Source organism: Amycolatopsis sp. NPDC051106 (assembly GCF_040682775.1).
Taxonomy (GTDB): Bacteria; Actinomycetota; Actinomycetes; order Mycobacteriales; family Pseudonocardiaceae; genus Amycolatopsis.
The window spans coordinates 235,371-256,236 of record NZ_JBFBBQ010000003.1 but is presented as its reverse complement, the minus strand read 5'-3'; the positions used below and the strand labels follow the sequence as shown (position 1 = coordinate 256,236).

At 70.9% G+C, this 20,866-nt stretch carries 15 protein-coding genes; 7 read left to right on the top strand and 8 right to left on the bottom strand.

The window, feature by feature from the left end; genetic code table 11:
- Positions 1–8 precede the first annotated feature (8 nt).
- From AB0M83_RS04430 to AB0M83_RS04415, 4 genes are read right to left on the bottom strand one after another with little or no spacing between them, the layout of a single operon-like run.
- Entirely contained in the window at positions 9–1,106 is a 1,098-nt protein-coding gene (locus tag AB0M83_RS04430) for an FAD-binding oxidoreductase (protein WP_364512321.1), read from the bottom strand.
- Positions 1,103–2,134, bottom strand: a complete 1,032-nt coding sequence (locus AB0M83_RS04425) for a Gfo/Idh/MocA family oxidoreductase (RefSeq protein ID WP_364512318.1) — start codon at positions 2,132–2,134, stop codon at positions 1,103–1,105. The genes AB0M83_RS04430 and AB0M83_RS04425 overlap by 4 nt, the downstream gene beginning before the upstream one ends.
- Positions 2,131–3,786, bottom strand: a complete 1,656-nt coding sequence (locus AB0M83_RS04420) for a hydantoinase B/oxoprolinase family protein (RefSeq protein ID WP_364512315.1) — start codon at positions 3,784–3,786, stop codon at positions 2,131–2,133. The genes AB0M83_RS04425 and AB0M83_RS04420 overlap by 4 nt, the downstream gene beginning before the upstream one ends.
- Positions 3,783–5,828, bottom strand: a complete 2,046-nt coding sequence (locus AB0M83_RS04415) for a hydantoinase/oxoprolinase family protein (protein ID WP_364512313.1) — start codon at positions 5,826–5,828, stop codon at positions 3,783–3,785. The genes AB0M83_RS04420 and AB0M83_RS04415 overlap by 4 nt, the downstream gene beginning before the upstream one ends.
- A gap of 124 nt (positions 5,829–5,952) precedes the next feature.
- On the opposite strand from AB0M83_RS04415, the gene AB0M83_RS04410 reads away from it, so the two are divergent.
- Together AB0M83_RS04410 and AB0M83_RS04405 are read left to right on the top strand one after the other, a co-directional pair.
- A complete protein-coding gene (locus tag AB0M83_RS04410; protein ID WP_364512311.1) occupies positions 5,953–7,014 on the top strand; it encodes a LacI family DNA-binding transcriptional regulator in 1,062 nt (353 codons plus the stop codon).
- A gap of 154 nt (positions 7,015–7,168) precedes the next feature.
- A complete protein-coding gene (locus tag AB0M83_RS04405; protein ID WP_364512309.1) occupies positions 7,169–10,153 on the top strand; it encodes a family 16 glycoside hydrolase in 2,985 nt (994 codons plus the stop codon).
- Here the strand turns inward: AB0M83_RS04405 and AB0M83_RS04400 are convergent.
- From AB0M83_RS04400 to AB0M83_RS04385, 4 genes are read right to left on the bottom strand one after another with little or no spacing between them, the layout of a single operon-like run.
- Complete coding sequence (locus AB0M83_RS04400; protein WP_364512306.1) at positions 10,146–11,870, bottom strand: glycogen debranching protein; 1,725 nt, start codon at positions 11,868–11,870, stop codon at positions 10,146–10,148. The genes AB0M83_RS04405 and AB0M83_RS04400 overlap by 8 nt on opposite strands.
- 13 nt (positions 11,871–11,883) lie before the next feature.
- A complete protein-coding gene (locus tag AB0M83_RS04395) occupies positions 11,884–12,696 on the bottom strand; it encodes a carbohydrate ABC transporter permease (RefSeq protein ID WP_364512303.1) in 813 nt (270 codons plus the stop codon).
- Entirely contained in the window at positions 12,693–13,586 is an 894-nt protein-coding gene (locus AB0M83_RS04390; RefSeq protein WP_364512300.1) for a sugar ABC transporter permease, read from the bottom strand. The genes AB0M83_RS04395 and AB0M83_RS04390 overlap by 4 nt, the downstream gene beginning before the upstream one ends.
- Before the next feature lie 6 nt (positions 13,587–13,592).
- Positions 13,593–14,822 (bottom strand): extracellular solute-binding protein, encoded by a 1,230-nt coding sequence (locus AB0M83_RS04385; protein WP_364512297.1) that lies wholly within the window; start codon positions 14,820–14,822, stop codon positions 13,593–13,595.
- Positions 14,823–14,979: 157 nt separating this feature from the next.
- Between AB0M83_RS04385 and AB0M83_RS04380 the strand changes: the two genes are divergently transcribed.
- From AB0M83_RS04380 to AB0M83_RS04360, 5 genes are all read left to right on the top strand, one after another.
- Positions 14,980–15,987 (top strand): LacI family DNA-binding transcriptional regulator, encoded by a 1,008-nt coding sequence (locus AB0M83_RS04380; protein WP_364512294.1) that lies wholly within the window; start codon positions 14,980–14,982, stop codon positions 15,985–15,987.
- A 232-nt stretch (positions 15,988–16,219) separates the two neighbouring features.
- Positions 16,220–18,055 (top strand): RICIN domain-containing protein, encoded by a 1,836-nt coding sequence (locus tag AB0M83_RS04375; protein ID WP_364512291.1) that lies wholly within the window; start codon positions 16,220–16,222, stop codon positions 18,053–18,055.
- Between the two features lie 101 nt (positions 18,056–18,156).
- Positions 18,157–18,456, top strand: coding sequence for a hypothetical protein (locus AB0M83_RS04370; RefSeq protein ID WP_364512289.1), 300 nt, complete (start codon positions 18,157–18,159; stop codon positions 18,454–18,456).
- Between the two features lie 50 nt (positions 18,457–18,506).
- Entirely contained in the window at positions 18,507–20,213 is a 1,707-nt protein-coding gene (locus AB0M83_RS04365; RefSeq protein ID WP_364512286.1) for an NACHT domain-containing protein, read from the top strand.
- A gap of 85 nt (positions 20,214–20,298) precedes the next feature.
- Positions 20,299–20,760, top strand: a complete 462-nt coding sequence (locus tag AB0M83_RS04360; protein ID WP_364512284.1) for a hypothetical protein — start codon at positions 20,299–20,301, stop codon at positions 20,758–20,760.
- The last annotated feature ends 106 nt before the right edge of the window (positions 20,761–20,866 follow it).

Here is a 20,866-nt window from a genome sequence, read left to right as displayed (position 1 = left end):
TCGGGAAGTCAGGGCCGGAAGCGGTCCGGCCGGAAGGACGCCAGCAGGGGGTGGGGTTCGCCGGTGCGGATCTCGCCGGCCAGCAGTTCACCGGCGATCAGGCCGAGCGTGGCGCCGGAGTGGGTGAAGGCGACGAAGCAGCCCGGCACCGTGGACAGCGCACCGAGCACCGGCTCGCCGTCGCCCGGAACCGGCTTGCGGCCGAGCTTCCAGGACGCGGCGGTCAGGGTGACCCCGCCGGCCAGCAGGGCGGACGCCTCGGCGGTCAGTTCCTTGACCACCGACTCGTCGATCGTGCAGGTGCCGTCGGCCGCCTCGGTGATGCGGTCCTCGTACCAGTGGTGGTCGAGGGCGAAGGTGTTCCCCGGGTTGGGGCGCAGAGCGACGCGCGGGGTGTTCATGACGGTGCGCACCGCCGTGTCGGCCGGCTCGGTCAGCACGAGCATCGACAGCGGCGAAGCGTCCGGAATGGACACTCCCAGCCCGGCGACCACCGACGGGGTGGCCGCGCCGCAGGCGACGACGACGGCGTCCGCGTCGAACCGCTGCCCGTCGGTGGTGGTCACCCCGGTGACGGCTCCGCCGCCGGTCGTGACGCTCGCGGGGCCGGCGCCGGTGACGATCTCCCCGCCCAGCCCGGTGAACTCGGCGGCCAGGTGCTCGATCAGGTGCGGCAGGGAAACCCAGCCCTCGCCGGGGTTGTACACAGCGGACTCGGGGGCCGCGGCCGGGTCGAGGCCGGGGATCTCTGCGGGTGAGACCAGTTTGGAGTCGTACGCGTGCGCGAGTTCGGCGCGGTGCCGGTCTTCCATCGCGCCGCGGTCGGCGCCCCAGTGGAGGCCGCCGTCGAAGCGGAGCCAGTCGCGGGTGGGGTCGGCGGCGAAGAGCGTGCGGTACCGGTCGATGCCGGCCATCCGCAGCGCGTGGTAGGCGGCCGAGCGGGACCCGGCCGAGTTGAGCCACGAAAGCGAGCGCCCGGATGCGCCGTCGGCCAGCTCGCCTTCGGTCACCAGCACCACCGTCACGCCGTCGCGCTGCAGGTGCGTGGCCGTGGAGACGCCGAGCACGCCCCCGCCCACCACCACGACGTGCTTGCCTGCGGTCATCGGGAAAGTTCCCCCTTCCGGGCGTGCGCCCGCTCGATGATGCGAAGGACGTCCACCGCGTCCCGTGGGTCGACCGGGAGCTCGCCGCCGTTCTCGATGGCGGCGGCGAGCAGGCGGTAGAACCGGCCGTAGTCCCCGGGTTCCGGCTCGACGGCCCGGGTGTCGCCGCGGACGCCGAGCGTGCCCCAGTTCTCCCGGGGCTCGTGGCCGAAGCCGTCGTCGCCGGGCCGGGCACCGTCCTTGAGCGCCTGCTCCTGCGGGTCCAGGCCCCACTTGGTGTAGCCGGCCTTCTCACCGAGGACGTGGAACCGCGGCCCGGGCACCGCGGCGAGACTGGACATGAAGAGCCGGGACCGGGTGCCGTTCTCGTGGGCCAGCACCAGGAACGTGTCGTCGTCGCCCTCTCCCGCGCCGCGGCGGAGGACGTCGGCGTGCACCTGCTCGACCGGCCCGAACAGGCGGCACGCCTGGTCGATGAGGTGGGTGCCGAGGTCGAACAGGATCCCGCCACCGTCGGCGACGCCCGTGGCCGCCTTCCAGTCCCGCGGGCCCTGCGGCTTCCACCACTCGAAGCGGGACTCGAAGGTGTGCACGCGGCCCAGCTCGCCGTCGTCGACCAGCCGGTGCAGGGTCCGGAAGTCGCCGTCCCACCGCCGGTTCTGGAACACGGTGAGCACCCGGCCCACCCGGTGCGCGTGCTCGATCAGGGCCTCGCTCTGCGCGCTGGTGACCGCGAACGGCTTGTCCACCACGACGTGCAGTCCGTGGTCGAGGGCGGCCGCCGCGAGATCGGCGTGGGTCACGGGCGGAGTGGCGAGGACGACGAGGTCGACTTCGGCGGCCCGGGCGAACAGTTCGTCCGCTCCGGAAAGGACAGTCGCTTGTGGATACTCGGCCGCGGCTTGGGCGGCGCGGCCGGCGTTGCCCGTCACGACGAAGTCGAGCGAGTAGGCGTCGTCGGCGGCGAGGAACGGGGCGTGGAAGATCCGCCCGGACACCCCGAAGCCGAGCACGGCGGTCCGGATCACGCTTCCACCCCGTACACCGTCCGGGCCCGCTCGGCGGAGATCCGGCCTTCGGCGACGTCCCGGCGCACCTCGTCCGGGTCGCGCTCGGCGGGCGGCCCGTAGCCGCCCGCGCCCGCGGTCCGGATCGAGACGCGGTCGCCGGGCTGCAGGCGCGTGTAGCTGTGCTCGACCGGTTGCGCCCCTTCGGAAAGCTCCACGCTGGCGCTCTCGCCCGGCTCGCCGCCGAACAGGCCCCACGGCCGGGACCGCTGCCGCGAGGTGTCGAGCCAGAAGTGGACGTCGGCCTCCTCGACCCGGACCGTGCGCCGGATGCCCATGCCGCCGCGCGTGCGGCCGTCACCGCCGGAGCCGTCGACGAGCGCGTACTCCTCGACCACCAGCGGATACTCGGTTTCCAGGGCTTCCACCGGCAGGTTGCTGGTGTTGGTCATGTGCACCTGGACGCCGTCCATGCCGTCCTTGGTCAGGCGCGCGCCGCAGCCGCCGCCGATCGTTTCCAGGTAGACGAAGTAGCGGCCGGTCCGGCTGTCCACCCCGGAGAAGTGCACGCCGGTGTTGGCGCCGTTGCTCGCGGCGGTGACGGTCTCCGGCACCGCGTTGGCGAGGGCGCCGTGGATCAGGTCGACCACTCGCTGGCAGGTTTCGCTGCGGCCGTTGACCGCGGCGGGTTCCACGCAGTCGAGCACCGAGCCCCGGGGCGCGTTGATCGTGACCGGCCGGTGCAGGCCCGCGTTGGGGATGATGTCCGGGTCCACCACCGTCTTGAGGGAGTAGTAGACGGCCGCGTACAGCGCGGTCCACACCACGTTGACGCTGGCCCGGACCTGCGGCGGGGCGGTGAAGTCGAACGTCACCTCGTCGCCGCGCACGGTCACGGTGACGCCGAGGTCGAGCTCGTCGTCCAGCTCGGGGCAGTCGAAGCGGTCGGTGAAGGGGTAGGTCCCGTCGGGCACCTTCGCGATCGCCGCGCGGGTGCGCCGCTCGGTGTAGTCCAGCAGCGCCTCGCCCGCCGCGACCAGCGTGTCACGGCCGTACCGCTCCGCCAGCTCGGTGAAGCGGGTGACCGCGAGCCGGTTCGCGGCGATCTGCGCCCGCAGGTCGGCCCGCCGCTCGTGCGGCACCTGGCAGTTGAGCAGGATCAGCTCGAACAGGTCGGTCTGCAGCTCGCCGCCGCGCATCAGCCGGACCGGCGGGATGCGCAGGCCCTCCTGGAAGATGTGGGCGTGCCCGCGGTCGCCGAAGTCGGCGTGGTGGGCCAGGTTCGCCACCCACGCGGTGATCTCGCCCTCGAGGAACACCGGGGACACCAGCACGATGTCGGGCAGGTGCGAACCGCCGCCGGTGAACGGGTCGTTGGCGATGAACGTGTCCCCGTCGGCGATCGTGCCGGCCGGGTACCGGCGGGTGATCTCGTCGACGACGCCCATCAGCGAGCCCAGGTGCAGCGGCGAGCCGCCCTCGTCCTGGGCGAGCATCCGGCCGCGGGCGTCGAACAGCGACGCGGTGCAGTCGCGGCGTTCCTTGATGTTGGTGGAGTAGGCGGCGCGCACCAGCGTTTCGCTCATTTCCTCCACGATGGACGACAGTGCGGAGCCGATCACTTCGACCAGCACGGGGTCCTGCATGGTCTTCCTTTCCGTCGCGGGGGTCATCGGCCCACCGTCACGACGAGGTTGCGCAGTTCGTCGACGACGGCGACGTCGCCGGGCAGCAGCAGGGTGGTGGTGTCCATCTGCTCGACCACGGCCGGGCCTTCGATGCGGTGCCCGGGGTTCAGGCGCGAGCGGTCGTAGACGGGACAGGGCGTGAAGCCCCCGCTTTCGGGCAGGTAGACCTCGCGGGTGGCGCGGACCGCGGCGCTCGCGTCGGCGTCCCCGAGCGGGGCGCGGTGCAGCTCGGCGCGGGACACCTCGCCGACGGCCCGCACCCGGAAGGTGACGACCTGCACCGCGTCCTCGGCGGCCGAGTAGCCGTACAGCCGTTCGTGCTCGGCGGTGAACCGCTTGGTCAGCTGCGTGACCGTGTCCGCGGTGATGACGCCGTCGGGCACCGGCACGGCCAGCTCGTGGTTCTGGCCCGTGTAGCGCATTTCCACGAACCGCTCGACGCGGCGGCGCTCCGGCGGCACGTTCTCTTCGGCGAGCCACGTCGTCGCGGAGGTCTCCAGCTCCGCGAACACCCCCGCGACGCCCGGCTCTTCCGGAGCCATGATGCGGGTGCGCAGGAAGTCCGCGCGGATGTCGGTCATCAGCAGCCCGGCGGCGCACTGCGCACCCGGCGTCTCGGGCACCAGCACGGTGCGCATGCCCAGCTCGCGGGCCAGCCGCACGGCGTGCAGCGGCCCGGCCCCGCCGAAGGGCACCAGGGTGTAGTCGCGCGGGTCGTAGCCGCGCTGCACGGAGATGACCCGGATCGCGCGGGCCATGTTGGCGGTGATGACCCGCACGATGCCCTGCGCGGCGTCGAGGACGTCCATGCCGAGCGGGCCGGCCACCGTCGCCACGGCGGTGCGCGCCGCGTCCGCGTCGATCTTCATCTGCCCGTCCAGCAGGTACTCCGGGTTGAGCACGCGCAGCACGACGTTGGCGTCGGTGACGGTCGGTTCGGTGCCGCGGCCGTAGCAGGCCGGCCCCGGATCGGCGCCGGCGCTGCCCGGCCCGACCTTGAGCGCGCCGCCCGCGTCGATCCAGGCGATCGATCCGCCGCCGGCGCCCACGGTGTGGATGTCCAGCATCGGCGCGCGCACCGGCCGCCCGTCGATCTCGGTCCCGGTGGACTCCTTGGGCACGCCGTCCTGCACGAGCGAGACGTCGGAAGACGTGCCGCCGACGTCGAAGGTGATGATGTCGGGGAAACCGGCGGCGCGGGCGATCCCGGCCGCGCCGACCACCCCGGTGCTGGGTCCGGAAAGGACCATCCGGGACGGTGTCCGTTCGGCCGTCTCGAACGGGATGACACCGCCGTTGGACTGGGTGACGTGCGGGGTCACCCGCAGCCCCAGCTCGGCGAGGCGGGTGCGCAGCCGGACGAGGTAGCGGGCGACGACCGGCCCGAGGTAGGCGTTGACGACCACAGTGGACAGTCGCTCGTACTCGCGGAACTCCGGCAGCACCGCGGAGGAGACCGAGACGTGCACGCCCGGCAGCTCCTCGGCGAGGATCCGCTCGGCGGTCTGCTCGTGCCCGGGATCGACGAAGCTGTACAGGAAACAGACCGCGACCGCCTCGACCCGCTGCTGGCGCAGCTGCCGGGCGAGAGCGCGGATCTTCTCCGGGTCGAGGGCGCGCTCGACGCGGCCGTCGTGGCGGACCCGCTCTTCGGCTTCCAGCCGCAGGTCACGGGGCACCAGCGGCGCGGGCTTGTCCGCCTGGAGGTCGTAGAGGGAAGGACGGCGGCCGCGCCCGAGCTCCAGCAGGTCGCGGAACCCGGCGGTGGTCAGCAGGCCGGTGCGGGCACCCCGCCCGGTGAGCAGCGCGTTGGTGCCGACGGTGGTGCCGTGGGCGAAGTAGGTCACCTCGCCCAGGTCGCGGCCGCCGATCTCGTCGAGCAGCTGCGAAACCCCCGTCACGATCGCCCGGCCGGGGTCGTCCGGGGTGCTGGACACCTTGCGCACGTGCAGGCGCCCGGTGTGCTCGTCGAGAGCGCAGACATCGGTGAACGTGCCACCGGTGTCGACGCCGATCCGAAGTGTCATGTGCTCAGCCTCGCGGGAGTGAGAACCTTCTCATTGGCTACTGAGTGAGAACCTTCTCAGTCGGTGGTAGCCTCAGTCAAGGGATTCGTCCCGAACGGTTTTCGCCGATGGGGGAGGCGCGCAGGTGACGACGCACGAGGCTTCGCTGATCGAGGTCGCCCGGCTGGCGGAGGTGTCGACGGCGACCGCGGGGCGCGCGCTCGGCGGGTACGGGAAGGTCAGCGAGCGGACGCGGGAACGCGTGCTGGCGGCGGCGGCCGAGCTCGGGTACCGGCCGAACAGCCTCGCCCGCAGCATGGTCACCGGCAGCACGCACACGATCGGCGTCGTGGTGACCGACGTGGCGAACCCGTTCTTCGCCACCGCGTTGCGCGGCATCACCGACGTGACGTCGCCGGCCGGGTTCGAAGTGCTGCTGGCCAACACCGGCGGCGAGCTGGCGGCCGAGCAGCGGGCCGTCACGGTGATGTCGGAGAAGCGGGTGGACGGCATGATCGTCGCCGCCGCCCGGCCCGGCGAGGCGGCGCACCTCAAGCACGCGATGGGCGCCGGGGTCCCGATCGTCCTGATCGACCGGCAGGTCAGCGGCGTGCCGGACGCCGACAGCATCACCGTGGACAACGACCGCGCCGCGGCGGAGGCCGTGGAGCACCTGCTGGAGCTGGGGCACCGCCGGATCGGCGTGATCACCGAGGCGGGCGACCAGCTGGCGCGGGTGCGGTCGGGCACCCGGCGGCGCGGCCTGTTCCCCAGCGCCGTGCGGCTGCGCGGGTACGTGACCGCGCTGGGCGCGGCGGGCCTGCCGGTGGACGAAACCCTGGTGGCGTCGGCCCGGTACGACCGCGAGTCCGCCTACGACGCGATGAACCGCCTGCTCGACCTGCCCGAGCCCCCATCGGCCGTGGTGTGCACCGACAACGTCCTGGCCTCCGGCGCCTACCGGGCCGCGCAGGACCGCGGGCTGCGCATGCCGGCCGAGGTGTCCTTGATCGGTTTCGACGACGAGCCGTGGACGACGCTGGTGCGCCCGGAGCTGACGGTCGTCGAGCAGCCCACCTACGACCTGGGTGCCCGCGCGGGGCAGCACCTGCTGGACCGCATCACCGCCGGCGCCACCCCGCGCCGCCCGCAGCACATCCAGCTGAGCGCGAAGCTCGTGGCGCGCAGCTCGACCGGGCCGCGGTAGGGAAGGGCTGGGCTGTCTCCAGCGTCCGACTTACGCCGCTAGACGGCGTAATTTCGCTCAAACGCGACATACTTTCGTTGACTTAATGCAAAAGTCGTCTTTACGCTCACCGGGCGTCAGGTACAGACCCTGGCTCTTCCCCCGAGGAGCAACGATGCTTCTGGCTGTCCGCGAACGATGCCGCCGGGCGGTTCTGGTGGTAACAGTCCTGTTCACAGCCCTGTCGGCGGTCGTCGTCACACCCGCTCACGCCGCCGTCCCCCCTCAAGAGCCAGGCGTGACCCTCCGCGTGTTCGACATGCAGACCGAGCTGAGCAAGCTGTGCACCATCAAGCCCGGGTTGACCCCCAACGTCGACAAGCTGATGCCGACGATCAACTGGACCAGCACCGCCGACTTCGGCGTCGCCGACTTCCTGGTGTCCGAGGTGACCGGCAACATCGCCATCGCGACCGCCGGCACCCACCAGTTCCGGCTGACCAGCGATGACGGCTCCCGGCTGCGCATCGACGGCCAGGTCGTGATCACCAACGACGGCCTGCACGGGGCCACCGCGGTGACCGGCTCGATCGCGCTGACCACCGGGTACCACGCGCTGCGGATCGAGCACTTCGACAACGCCGGTGACCAGCAGATCACGCTCGAGTGGCAGCCTCCCGGCTCGTCCGCCTTCGCGGTGGTGCCCACCTCGGTGCTCAGCACCGACGCCGGGGTCGTCCGGGTGACTTCGCCGGGCAAGAAGGACTGCGAAAGCACCGCCGACTCCCCTGGTGACGGCCTGCCGCTCACCGGCGTCCACCCCGGCTTCACGCTGACGAACCTGCGCCCCGACGGCTTCCAGCCGCAGGTGACCGGGATGGACTGGCTGCCGGACGGCCGCCTCGCCATCACGACCTGGGGTGGTTCGGACAACACCGCCGGGGAGGTCCAGCTGATCAGCAACGCCACCGGCACCACGGACCCGTCCCGGGTCCGGACGCAGCGGATCGCCAGTGGCCTGAAGGAACCGATGGGCGTCAAGTACGTCGACGGCAAGCTGTACGTGTCGGAGAAGACGCGGCTCGTCGAACTCAACGACACCAACGGCGACGGCGTGACCGACGTCTACCGGACGGTGGCGACCTGGCCGTTCGGCGGCAACTTCCACGAGTTCGCGTTCGGCCTGCTGTACAAGGACGGGTTCTTCTACGTCAACCTGTCGGTGGCGATCGACCTCGGCGGGGCGACCACCAATCCGCAGCCCGCGCCGGGCCGCGGTGTCACCATCAAGGTCGACAAGAACACCGGCGCCGTCTCGACCATCGCCGGCGGCCTGCGCACCCCGCACGGCATCGGCTGGGGCCCGGAAGGCGACGTCTTCGTCACCGACAACCAGGGCGGCTGGCTGCCCGCGAACAAGCTCGTGCGCATCAAGCAGAACCGGTTCTTCAACCACTACACCAACCCGGCGGGCCCGTTCGACGCGCAGCCGGTGACCGCGCCGGTGGTGTGGTTGCCGCACAACGAAATCGCCAACTCGCCCAGCAACCCGGTGCAGCTGACCCAGGGCACCTTCGCCGGCCAGCTGGTCTACGGTGACGTGACTTACGGTGGCCTGCAACGGGTCTACCTGGAGAAGGTCAACGGCGAGTACCAGGGCGCGGTCTTCCGCATGACCCAGGGTCTCGAGTCCGGGGTCAGCCGGATCAGCCTCGGCCCGGACGGCGCGATCTACACCGGCGGGATCGACGGAGGCGGCAACTGGGGGCAGCCGGGCAAGCTCGCCTACGGCCTGCAGAAGCTGACCCCCAACGGCGCCAACACGTTCGACATGCTCGCCATGCGGGCGGTCCCGGGCGGCTTCGAAGTCGAATACACGCAGCCGCTGTCCGCCGCGACGGCGCAGGACCTGAGCACCAAGTACCAGGTCTCGCAATGGCGTTACGCGCCGACGGCCGCGTACGGCGGTCCCAAGGTCGACGAGCAGACCCTCACCGTGACCGGCGCGACGGTGTCCGCCGACCGCAAGAAGGTCACCCTGCAGATCTCCGGCCTGCTGGCCGGGCGGGTCGTCCACGTCCGGTCGCCGCGGCCGTTCGCGTCCGAATCCGGCACGCCGTTGTGGAGCACGGAAGCGTGGTACACCCTCAATTCCCTGGTGGGCGGCCCGCCGGCGAGCGTGACGTACGAAGCGGAGCGCGCGACGCTGAGCGGCGGCGCGGGCGTCAACACCGACCACACGGGCTACGAAGCGACCGGATTCGTCGACGGGTACTGGACCCAGGGCGCCGCCACGACGTTCGCGGTGAACGTGCCCACGGCCGGGAACTACAACGTCGGCCTGCGGTACGCGAACGGCCCGAATCCCAGCGCCGGGACGAAGTCCGTGAGCGTCTACGTCAACGGCACGAAGGTCCGGCAGACCCGGCTGGCCAGTACGACGACGTGGGACAGCTGGGCCCGCCAGCCGGAAGTGCTGCCGCTGACGGCGGGGGCGAACTCGATCTCCTACCGGTTCGACAGCGGCGACGCCGGCAACGTCAACCTCGACAACATCACGGTCACCGCGGCCACCCGGATCCCGTTGTTCACCGGAACCGACCTGAACGCCTGGGAACTCCGCTCCGGCGGAGCGGCGCCGTGGCCGGTCGCCGGCGGCTCGATGGAGTCCCTCGGCGGAGACATCCGGACCCGGCAGAAGTTCGGTGACTTCAAGCTGCACGTCGAGTGGTACGAGCCGAATTACCCGTCGAACGTGACCGGGCAGGCGCGCGGCAACAGCGGCGTGTACCTGCAGGACCGCTACGAGGTCCAGGTGCTCGACTCCTTCGGCGACACGACCCTCGCCAACGACGAGGCCGGCGCGATCTACACGCAGAAAGCACCGGACGTGAACGCCGCGACAGCGCCGCTGACGTGGCAGACCTACGACGTCACGTTCCGCGCGGCACGCTTCGACAGCGCCGGGACGAAAACCGACAACGCCAGGGTGACGGTCGTCTGGAACGGCGTGACCGTCCACAACGACGTCGCCATCACCGGCTCGACCGGAGCCGGCGACCCGGAAGGCCCGGCCCTCGGCGCGATCCGGCTGCAGGACCACGGCGATGCCGGGGAGAACGTGCGGTTCCGCACCATCTGGATAGAACCGATCAGCTGACGACCGTCCGGCGGGGCTCGTTCATTGAGCCCCGCCGGCCTTCGGCGTCCTCGGCGAGAAGCAGGTAGGCGCCCGCCGTCCAGGTGTACGCGCGGTCGCGCAGTCCTTCGCCGGTCAAAGCGTCGAAGTTCTCGGCGAAGCCCGACTTCTCGCAGGTCGTGCGGAACCGGGCGCTCACCTGCTCGGCGAGGTCCACCGCGCCGCCGCGGCGGAGACCGTCCTCGATCAGGACCGTGGCCGGCGCCCAGACCGGGCCTCGCCAGTACCCGTCCGCCTCGTAGTACGGCGAAGTGGGCAGTTCCGTGGCCGGCCCCACCGCGGTCAGGTGCCGGGCGATGCCGTCGCACAGCCGCTCGAAGACCTCGGGCGGCAGGTGCTCGCCCAGCACGACCGGCATCAGCTCGAGCAGGCTGGATCCGCCGCGGAGCGTTCCGCTGACCACGCCGCGGCTGACGAACCGGGTGCCGTCCCACAGCCGGTCCAGCATCGCCGCCAGCAGGTCGTCGGCCTGCTCGTCCCATGACTGCGCCGGCTCGCCGACTTCGGCGGCGAGCCGGGCCAGCTCCTTCAGCTGCAGAACCAGGAACGCGGCGAGATCGGCCGACTGGACGAGGCGTTCTTCGCGGAACACCGTGGCGTTGTCCCAGCCGCTGTCGTTGCCGTGTTCGTAGTAGGGCAACGCGTGGCCGGGGGGCCGCCGGTGGTCGAGCCAGAACCGCGTCCACGCCGAGAGCTGCCGGTACGTCTTTTCAGCCTCGGGTACCTCGCCACCGAAGCGGTCCCGCAGCCGGCCCAGGGCCCACCCGTGGATGGGCGGCTTGACGAAGTTGCGCAGCGTCTCCGAGTGGGTGATGGAGTCCGGCAGGGCCCCCTGCTCGTCCTGGTGGTCGAACACCACCTGGAACTGGTCCCAGGCGAGCTCGGGGGCGCCGGAGGCCAGCGCCAGCGCGGTGAAGCAGTGGTCCCAGCTCCACACCTTGTCCATCCAGTGCTTCGACATCAGCACCGCCGGCCGGGTGATGAACCCGGCGGGCCGGACCGTGGCCGACCAGATCACGTAGCAGGCCAGCTCGGCGGCCGGGGTCCGCTCGCCGCGCCACGGCGCCACGGCGTCGGCGAACCGGGCGAAGTCCGCCTCGGAAGCAGCGACCGCTTCGGAAAGGCCGGCCGCGGGCGGTTGCGGCGGCGGTGAAGTAGCGATCTCCTCGATCACCAGCTCCCACGGATCGCCGTCTTCGCCGGCGGCGACCAGCCGTTCGGCCGTCCCGAGCGCCTGCTCGCCCGACCGGCGCTCCTGTCCGGAAAGGACGGTGACGCGGAACCGGTGCCCGGTTTCGTAGGAGGTGAACACGGCACCGCCGGCCGGATCGGGGTAGAGGTACGTGCCGGTGAAGGGCGTCAACGTCGGCTCGGTCGCGCTGATCCGCACTCCCAGCCCGGTTCCCGCGAGGTGCAGGGTGCTCGGCGACCCGAACGCCGCGGTGATCCGCCCGGCACCGGCGTTCCAGGTGAGCTTCGCCGGCTCCGCGGTGAGCGAAGCGGAGACCCGGCCACCGTCGGCGACGGGCACGATCGACAGCACCGCGTGCATCCCGTTGCGGTGGGACACCAGGTGGACATCGTCGCTGTAGGTCGCGAGGCCCACGACGGGCGAGAGGCCGAACCAGGCGCCGAACCGGCTGAAGGGGATCTCCCGCACCGAAAACTCGGGGGCCACAGTGGACTTCCTTTCAGTCTTTGACGGCGCCGGTGGTGATGCCCGCGGCGACGAAGCGCTGCGCGACCACGAGGAGCACGGTCGCGGGGATCGACGCGACCACGGCCGTGGCCATGATCGAGTTCCACTCCTGGTTGTTGTTGCCGATGTAGCGGTAGATGCCGAGGGTGAGCGGCTGCAGCCGGCCACCGGCGTCCAACGTGGCCGCGAAGACGAAGTCCGACCAGGCCCACAGGAACGAGAACAGCGCCGCGGTGACCAGCCCGTTGCGGCTGGCCGGCAGCACGACGGAGACGAACGTCCGCCAGGGCCCGGCACCGTCGATCCGGGCTGCCTGCAGCAGTTCGTCCGGAACGACCGCCATGAACGAGGTGAGGATCAGCACCGCGAACGGCACGGCGATGGTCGAGTCGGCGAAGATCAGGCCCCAGACCGAGTTGGTGATGCCGAGGCCGACGTAGATGCCGTAGAACCCCAGCGCCATGATGATGCCGGGGATCATCTGCGCGACGAGCAGGACGAACGCGAGCGGGCCGCGGCCGCGGGGCCGGAGCTTGGCCAGCGAGTACGCCGCGGGCGCGGCCAGGACCAGGGTGAGCACCACCGTGCCCAGCGCGATGAGCAGGCTCGTGCCGAAGTACGGCAGTTGCTCGCGCAGGACCCGCTCGTACCCCTCGGTGGTCGGGGACGCCGGGAACAGGTCGGGTGGCGTCTTGCGCATGTCGCGCGCGGGCGTCAGCGAGACGGTGATCATCCAGTAGACCGGGAACAGCATCAGCGCGGTCAGCACCAGGCCGACCGCGGTCCGCCAAGCGGGGCGCTTCATGCCGGCTCCTGCTTGCGCTGCAACCGGATGTACAGCAGCCCGGCGGCCAGCGCGAGGAGGATGAGCACGTTGCCCACGGCGGCGCTGGGCCCGAACCGGGGGAGCAGGCTGCCGAACCCGAGTTCGTAGGACCAGGTGGCCAGGGTGCTCGACGAGCCGCTCGGCCCGCCCTTGGTCATGATCCAGATGAGGTCGAACACCTTCAGCGTGTAGACGAGGCCGAGCAGCAGGGTGATGGCGGAAACCGGGCGCAGCAGGGGAAAGGTGATGTGGCGGAAGGCCTGCCAGCCGGTCGCCCCGTCCAGCGCCGCCGCCTCGTAGACGTCGCGGGGGATGTTCTGCAGCCCGCTGTAGAGCACGACGAGGTTGAACGGGATCCCGATCCAGATGTTGGCGGCGATGACCGACACGAGCGACCAGGACGGCGAGGTCAGCCAGTGGACCGGCCCGATCCCGAGCAGCTCCAGCCCGGCGTTCACCAGCCCGGACTCGCTGTTGAGCAACCAGGCCCACGTCGACGCCGACACGATGAGCGGCAAGAGCCAGGGCACCAGGAACAGGGCCCGCAGGGTCGCCGACAACCGGAACCCGCGGGCGAAGAACACCGCCATCGCCAAGCCGATCACGTACTGGAACGCCAGCGACGCCACCGTGAAGACCAGGGTGTTCACCAACGCGGTCCGGAACAGCGGGTCGCCGAACACCGTGGCGTAGTTGGCGAACCCGACCAGCGGCGCTCCACCGTGGACGAACGTGCGGACCGTGTAGCCGCGGATGCTCAGGTCGACGTTGGTGAGCAGCGGGTAGGCGTAGCACACCACCAGGTAGGCCACCAGCGGCACGAGGAACGCCCAGCCGACGACCTGCCGGCGCACCTCTCGCGAGCGCATCGGCACCTACTTCGCCGCGGCCTGCGCGTCCGCGAGCGCGGCTTGCGGTGTCTTGGCCCCGGTCAGCGCGGCCTGGACCGCGCCCCACAGGGGCTGCGAGATCCGCGGGTAGCGCGTGCCGAGGTCGTCCCCGGTGCGGCCCTTGGCCTTGTTCACCGCGTCCACCCAGACACCCAGCTCCGGCGTCTGCGCGACCTGTTGCCGCTGCACGGAGGGCACGGCCGAGACGTAGGTCAGGGCGGTGTCGGTCGCGAGCACCTTGTCCGGGTCGGTCAGGCACGCGACGATGCGCGCGGCCTTGGTCTCCTTGTCCTTGTCGTCCTGGGCCGTGACGGTGACGAACTCGCCGCCGGTGGGCGCCGGCGCGGTTCCCCCGGCCCGGGCGGGAATCGCGATGACGCCGTACTCGAAGCCGGCCTTCTTCGCGTTCTTCAGCTGCCAGGTGCCGTTTTCCGCGAACGCGTACTCGCCGGTGGCGAACTCCTGCCAGCTCGTGGTCTGGGTGTTGTTCACCACCGAGTTGGGGGCGTATCCCTTGTCCAGCCACGACTTCCACACTTCGAGCGCGGCGGTGGCGGCGGGGGTGCCCAGGTCGGTCAGCGCCGCTCCGGCGCCCCAGAACCACGGCAGGAACTGGAACGTGCCCTCTTCGGTGCCGATCGCGGAGAACGTGATTCCCTTCTTGCCCGTCGCCTTCACCTTGGCCAGCGCGGCGTCGAGGGAGGCCCAGTCCTTGATCGCGGCCGGGTCGACGCCGGCCGCGGTGAGCACGGCCTTGTTGTAGTAGAGCGCGAGCGTGTTCGCCCCGATCGGCACGCCGTAGGTGTGGCCGCCGATCTGCCCGGCGCCCAGGAGGTTCGCGGACGCCTGGCCGGCGTCCAGCCCGACGTCCTGGTTCGCCTTCAGCACCCCGCCTTCGGCGAGCGTGCTCACCACCGGGTTGTCCAGGACCAGGACGTTGGGGGCGGTGCGCTGCTGGGCGGCGAGCAGGACCTTGTTGGTCAGGTCGGTCGTGTCGTAGGACTGGCGCCGGACCTGCACGCCCGCTTCCGTGCCGCACTTGCCGATCACCTGCGCCCACTCCGAGCTCGCGTCGAACTGCGGGTACGGGTCCCACAGGGCGAACGGGCCGGATTCGCCGGAGCCGCCGGCGTCGGACGACGGCGAGCACGCGGTCAGGGACGCGGCCAAGCCGAGCGCGGCCAGGGCGGCGGGGAGACGTCGGGAGCGGTGCATGGTGGTCCCTTCCTGCGGCTGCGGTGGCGACTACATCGAACCGGTTCGATGCCAGAAGGCGACGTCAACGTAGCCGTCACGTCCTGGCCGCGCAAGTACGCGTTACGATCGTCGACGGATCGGTCGAACCGGTTCTCTGCGGAACGGAGAGGTGCGGATGAACATCGGGGAGATCGCCCGGCGCGCCGGGGTGTCGCGCAGCACGGTGTCCTACGCGCTCAGCGGGAAACGGCCGGTCTCCGCGGCGACCGTGCGGCGGATCAACGACGTGATCGCCGAGCTCGGCTACCGGCCCAACGCCAGCGCCCGCGCCCTCGCCGAAGGCCGCACCCGCACGTTCGGCCTGGTGATCCCGCCGGCGAGCGCCCGGCTGACCGACGCCCAGCTGGGCTTCGTGGCCAGCGTGGTCGAGGCGGCGGCGGTGCACGACCACGACGTGCTGCTCTCGCCGGGCGGGGGAGACCACAGCCGGTCCTTCGACCGGATCGTCACCGGCCGCCGGGTCGACGGGGTCATCCTGATGGAGATCCTCCTGGAAGACCCGCGGGTCGAGCGGCTCGGCCAGGCCGGCCTGCCGTTCGTCACCATCGGGCACACCGAGCACCCCGGCGCGTTGTGGTGGGTCGACGTCGACTACGCGGGGCTGATCAGCCGGTGCGTCCACCACCTGGCCGACCTCGGGCACCGGGACATCGTTCTGGTCAACCGCTCCGACGAGCTCGTCGCCGCGGGCTACGGCCCCGCCCTGCGGGCGGCCGCCGGATTCCGCGAGGCGGCGGGGGAACGCGGCCTCACCGCGCACCACGTGTGCTGCGCCGACGAGCCCGCCGCCGGCCTGACGTGCTTCGAGCGCATCCGGGCCGACTGGCCCGAGGTGACCGCCGTGGTGACCATCAACGAGGCGGCGCTGCCCGGGGTGCAGCGGGCGCTGCTGCGGGCGGGCCTGGACGTGCCGCGGGACTTCTCGGTCACCGGTGTGCTCGCCGACCGGCTGGCGGAAGACTTCCACCCGCCGCTCACGGCGGCGGACGTGCCGGCCGGGGAAATGGCCCGGCTCGCCGTCGCGCTGCTGCTGGAGCAGATCGGGGACGCGTCGGCCACGCCGCGGCACGCTCTGCTCGAGCCCGCGATCTCCCTGCGTTCGAGCACTGGCGCGCGCCGGTAGCGCGGAACCGGTTCGACAAACTCTCTCTTGATTGACGGACTCTTCTGCGCGTACTCTCGTCGTCGCATCGAACCGGTTCGAATTCCTTCCCGCCCGGTCCGTCCGGAGTGTCGATGGTTCAACGGCGAACATCCGCACCGCCGCCCACGGCGGCCGCTCCACCTTTCCCCGCGTCGCCGCCGGTCGCCTCTCCGCTTGAGTCCGGGACGTCCCCACGTCCAAGGAGTCGCAAGTGGACACTGTGCGCACGCCCCGGCGACCGCGTCGCCGCCTCCTCACCCTCCTCGCCGGAGGTGCCCTCGCCGCCGCCTCCCTGACCACGGCCACCACCCCGGCCCGGGCCGCCGACGAGTCCATCAGCGTCGACTTCTCCGTCGCGGGTGGCGCGCCGACCTACCGGGCTTCGGGCTGGATCTACGGGATGACCGAAGACGCGTCGGGGCCCGCCGACCACTTCTACCGCGACGTGCGGTTCCGCTCCATGCGCGCCGGAGGCGCGCAGCTCGACAGCCCGGGCGGCTGGGTGTCGGGCCGGTACGACCGCCGGTGGAACGCGACCCGCGCCCAGTTGCTGCGCACGCGGTCCCTTGGCGGCCAGTTCGTCCTGCTCGTCCATGACCTCTGGGGTGCCGACGGGTACCCGATCTCCCGTTTCCCCGGAGACAACGGCAACTGGAGCGACTACGACAGCTTCCTCACGCGGCTGATCAACGACGTGCGGGCGACGGGCGCCCCCGTCCAGTGGGACCTCTGGAACGAGCCGAACCTCGGGATCTTCTGGAACCGGCCGCAGGCGCAGTACTTCGAGCTGTGGCGCCGCACGTACCAGCGCGTCCGGGCGGCTTTCCCGGACCAGTTGATCGTCGGACCCAGCTTCGCCGGGGTCCCGTCGACCACGAACACCTGGTGGAACCAGTACCTCGACTTCGTGCGCGCGAACAACGTCGTCCCCGACGTCGTCAGCTGGCACTCCCTGCCCGGGGATCCCGTGGCCAACGTCGCGGCGGCGAACGCCACGCTCGACCCGCGCGGCATCCCGCACCCGAGGCCGTACCAGATCAACGAATACGGCGCCTCGAACGAACAGAACCCGGGCGACGGCTCCTGGTACATCGCGCGCCTGGAGCGGGCCGGTGCCGACGGCCTGCGCGCGAACTGGGCGAGCACCGGGAACCTGCACAACGACCTCGCCAACCTGCTCGTCCGTGATCCGGCCGGCCGGCACCTGCCGAAGGGCGAATGGTGGGTCTACCGCTTCTACGGGTCCCAGACCGGCCAGATCGTCTCCACGACACCGAGCCCGGCCTACGACGCGTTCGCCACGAAAGGCAGTGGCACAGCGAAAATCCTGGTGGGCGGCGGTGGCACGACCGGTAACGTCCACGTGACGCTGAACCGGCTGGACACCACGAGCGGCGTCGTCCAGGACAACCAGGTGCGGGTGCTCGTCCAGCGCATTCCCTACAACGGCGGGGGCGCGGTCCAGGGACCGGTCACGGTGCAGAATTCGGTGGTGAGCCTGTCCGGCAACGCGGCGACGGTCACCGTGCCGCACACCGCGATCGACGACGCCTTCACGATCACGCTGCTGCCGCCCTCGGACGGCGGCTTCCAGTCCGTCGCGGTCGCCCAGCATTCCCAGCAGTGCCTGGACAACACCAACCTGGCCACGGCCGACGGCAACGGGCAGCAGCAGTACCCCTGCGAGGGCGGCGACCAGCAGCTCTGGAACTTCCGCCCGGTTTCCGGCGCGGCCGGCACGTTCACGATGGTCAACCAGCAGACCGGCAAGTGCCTGGACGTCAGTGGCAGTTCCACCGCGGACGGCGCGGCCGTGCAGCAGTGGACCTGCCTCGGCGGCGCCGCGAACCAGCAGTTCACGCTGCGCAAGGTGACCTACGCCGGCAACGACGCCCACGACTACCAGCTGGTCGCCGGCCACAGCGGGAAATGTGTCGACGTGAACGCTGTCTCGTCCGCGCCGGGTGCGGTGGTCCACCAGTGGACCTGCAAGCCGGCCACGCAGAGCAGCCCGCTCAACCAGACCTGGCGGCTCTGGGGCCGCTGACGCAACACTTTGCCGCGGCGCTACTCCGTCCGGGGCATTTACGGTGATCGGTGTGCCCGTCCGTCTCGCCCTTCCTTTCCCCGAGCGGGAGGATCCGGAGCGTGACGACGTGGAAGCGGTGGGCGGTCGCGCTGGTCGTGCTCGCGGCCGGAGCGACGGCGATCGTCTGGGCGTTGCGGTCTCCCGCAGGTTTCGACTCCGCGGCCAAGGCCGGCGGCCTGATCGCCGCGCTGGTGCCGCTCACCCTGACGCTCGTCCATTGGGCACGCCGATCACCGCGCGCGCCACAGCTGGTGTCTTCTCCTGAGCAAGCAGGCGCTGCTCAGCGGCAACTGGCCGCGCTGGTGCTGGCCCAGTGGCCGCGGAAGCCGTTGCCCGCCCGAAACTGCTCAGGTACCTGATCGGCCAAGGTGTTCCCCGGTTCCAAGGCCGTGCCGATCGGGTCGCCGACATGGTCAGGGAGTTCCGCAGACGCCCGACGCGGCGCCTGGTGATTCTCGGTGACCCCGGCATGGGCAAGACGACGCTGGCCGTTCTGCTGCTTCGAGAACTCCTCGCGCATCCCGACGGTGCGGAGCCGGTCCACGTGCTCCTGTCGATGTCGGGGTGGGATCCCGGCACCGAATCCCTCCACACTTGGCTGGCGTGGCGGATCGCCGAGGGCTACCCGGCGTTGCACGCCGCCGACTTCGGCCCGGACGCGGTCCGGGCGCTGGTCGATCAGCGGCGGATCTTGCCCGTCCTGGACGGCTTGGACGAGCTCCCCGAACGGATCCGCTCCGCGGTCCTCGACCGGCTCAACGCCGCGGCCACCGACCCGCTCATCCTCACCTGCCGGACCACCGAATACGAAGAAACCCTCGCGCGTCACCAAGGCCACCGCGGCCTCACCGGCGCGGCCGTCCTCGAACCGGGTCGGCTCGAGGCCGCCGACGCCGCCGCCTACCTGGAACGCAGCCTTCCGCGAACGGCTGCCACCCGGTGGGCGAAGCCGCTGAAGCTGCTGCGGGACGACCGGAACGGTCCGATCTGCCGAGCACTGTCCAGTCCGCTGGCCCTGTGGCTGGTCCGCAAAGTCTACGTGGAGACCGGCGCCGACCCCGTCGAACTGTGCGACACCAACCGTTTCGCCACCGCCGATGCCATCACCGAGCACCTGCTCGACCATCTTGTCCAGGCGGTCGTCACCGCGAATCCGCCACAACGGGAAACCGGCGAGCAGCACCCGTTCGGTCCCCGGCAAGCCTGGGATCCCGTCGACGCCGAGAAGTGGCTCGCCTTCCTGGCCCGCCACTTGAACGAGATCGGCAGCCGCGATCTCGCCTGGTGGCAACTGAGCCTCGCCGCGCCCGGGCGAACCGGTGCGCTCATCAAGATCGGGCTCGGCTTCGGAGCGGTGACCGCGGCCTGGTCGGTGGCTCTGTTCGTGTTCGGGCTCGACTTCGCGATCGTGTTCGCGCCGTTGATCGGCTTGGGGTTCGTGCTCGTGAGCGGATCGTCGACGAAGGAACCGGTGTACGCCGACCTGCGCCTCCGAGGGCGGATCCGGCTGCTTCCGCGAAAGCTGACGTCGTGGCCGAGCATCCGCGCCGGGCTGGTGATCGGGGTGATCGTCGGTGTCGTCCTCGGGCTCGCGGACCGAAGCTGGGGTGCGTCCGCGGGCGGGCTCGTGTTCGGGCTCGTGGTGATCCTCGTGTTCGGGGTGATCGAGTGGGCTAAGACTCCCTTGACCAGCGAAGGCCCGCAGACACCGACGGTGACCTTCCGTCGCGACCTGAAGTTGGTGTACCTCTATTCCCTCGCCTGCGGCTTCGCGTTCGGGCCCATGTTCGGACTGGTGTTCGTGCTCATGTTCTCGTCCCTGGCCGGGTTCGGCCTGAAGCTCGCGGCCGTGCTCGTCTTCGGCTCCCTGTTCGGGCTCGCCTCAGGCTTCGTTTACGGGCTCGGGCAATCGAGCGGACGGCACTTGGTGACCGTCTTCGTGCTGCATGCCCGAGGACGTGGGCCGCTGCGGTTGCTGAAGTTCCTCGACGACGCCCACCGGCTCGGAATACTCCGCGAAGCCGGTCCGGTCTACCAGTTCCGGCACGCGAAGCTGCAGGACCGCCTCGCGCGGTCCCGGGAAGTCGTCGGTTCGCACCCTCATACCCCGGTATGAGGACCTCGGGGACCCGCTCGTACCGCGGTCCGAAATCTGCTGTTTCAGCAGGTGAGTGCGCCGTGATCCGGATTAGCGTCGCGGTATGGAAACGCGAACCCTGAACGGGAATCCCCCTGGCACGCTGGTCGCCGCCTTCTTCGGCTACCTCGTCTCCACCGTTTCGGCTCTCGTCGGTGCCGGGCTTCTGCTCGGTTACCGGGACGAGCTCGCCGACGCGGTGCGCACGGGCATGAACAACGGCGGAGCGCGCCTGACCGAAGAGCAGATCCAGCGTTCGGCGACCGTCGCGCAGGCCGTCGGCATCGGCGTGCTCGTCGTCCTCGCCCTGCTCTACCTGCTGCTGAGCTTCAAACTGAAGGCCGGCCGGAACTGGGCGAGGATCGTTCTCACGGTCGTCACGCTGCTGCAGGTCGCTTCTCTCCTGGCGACCTCGGGAACCGCCGTCAACTACGTCAGCACGGCGATTTCGGTGCTGGCGCTGGTGCTGTCCTACCTGCCGCCTTCGAACGCCTATGTCGCGCAGGTGAAGCACCACCGGGTCTGAGCCTCCCCTAGTACTTTCGGCCGATGTCCGCACGGCGAAAACCCTCCGAAAGACGTGAGCCATTCCGGGGTTCTTGTCCCGGCGCCGGTTCCACCGCCAATGATCG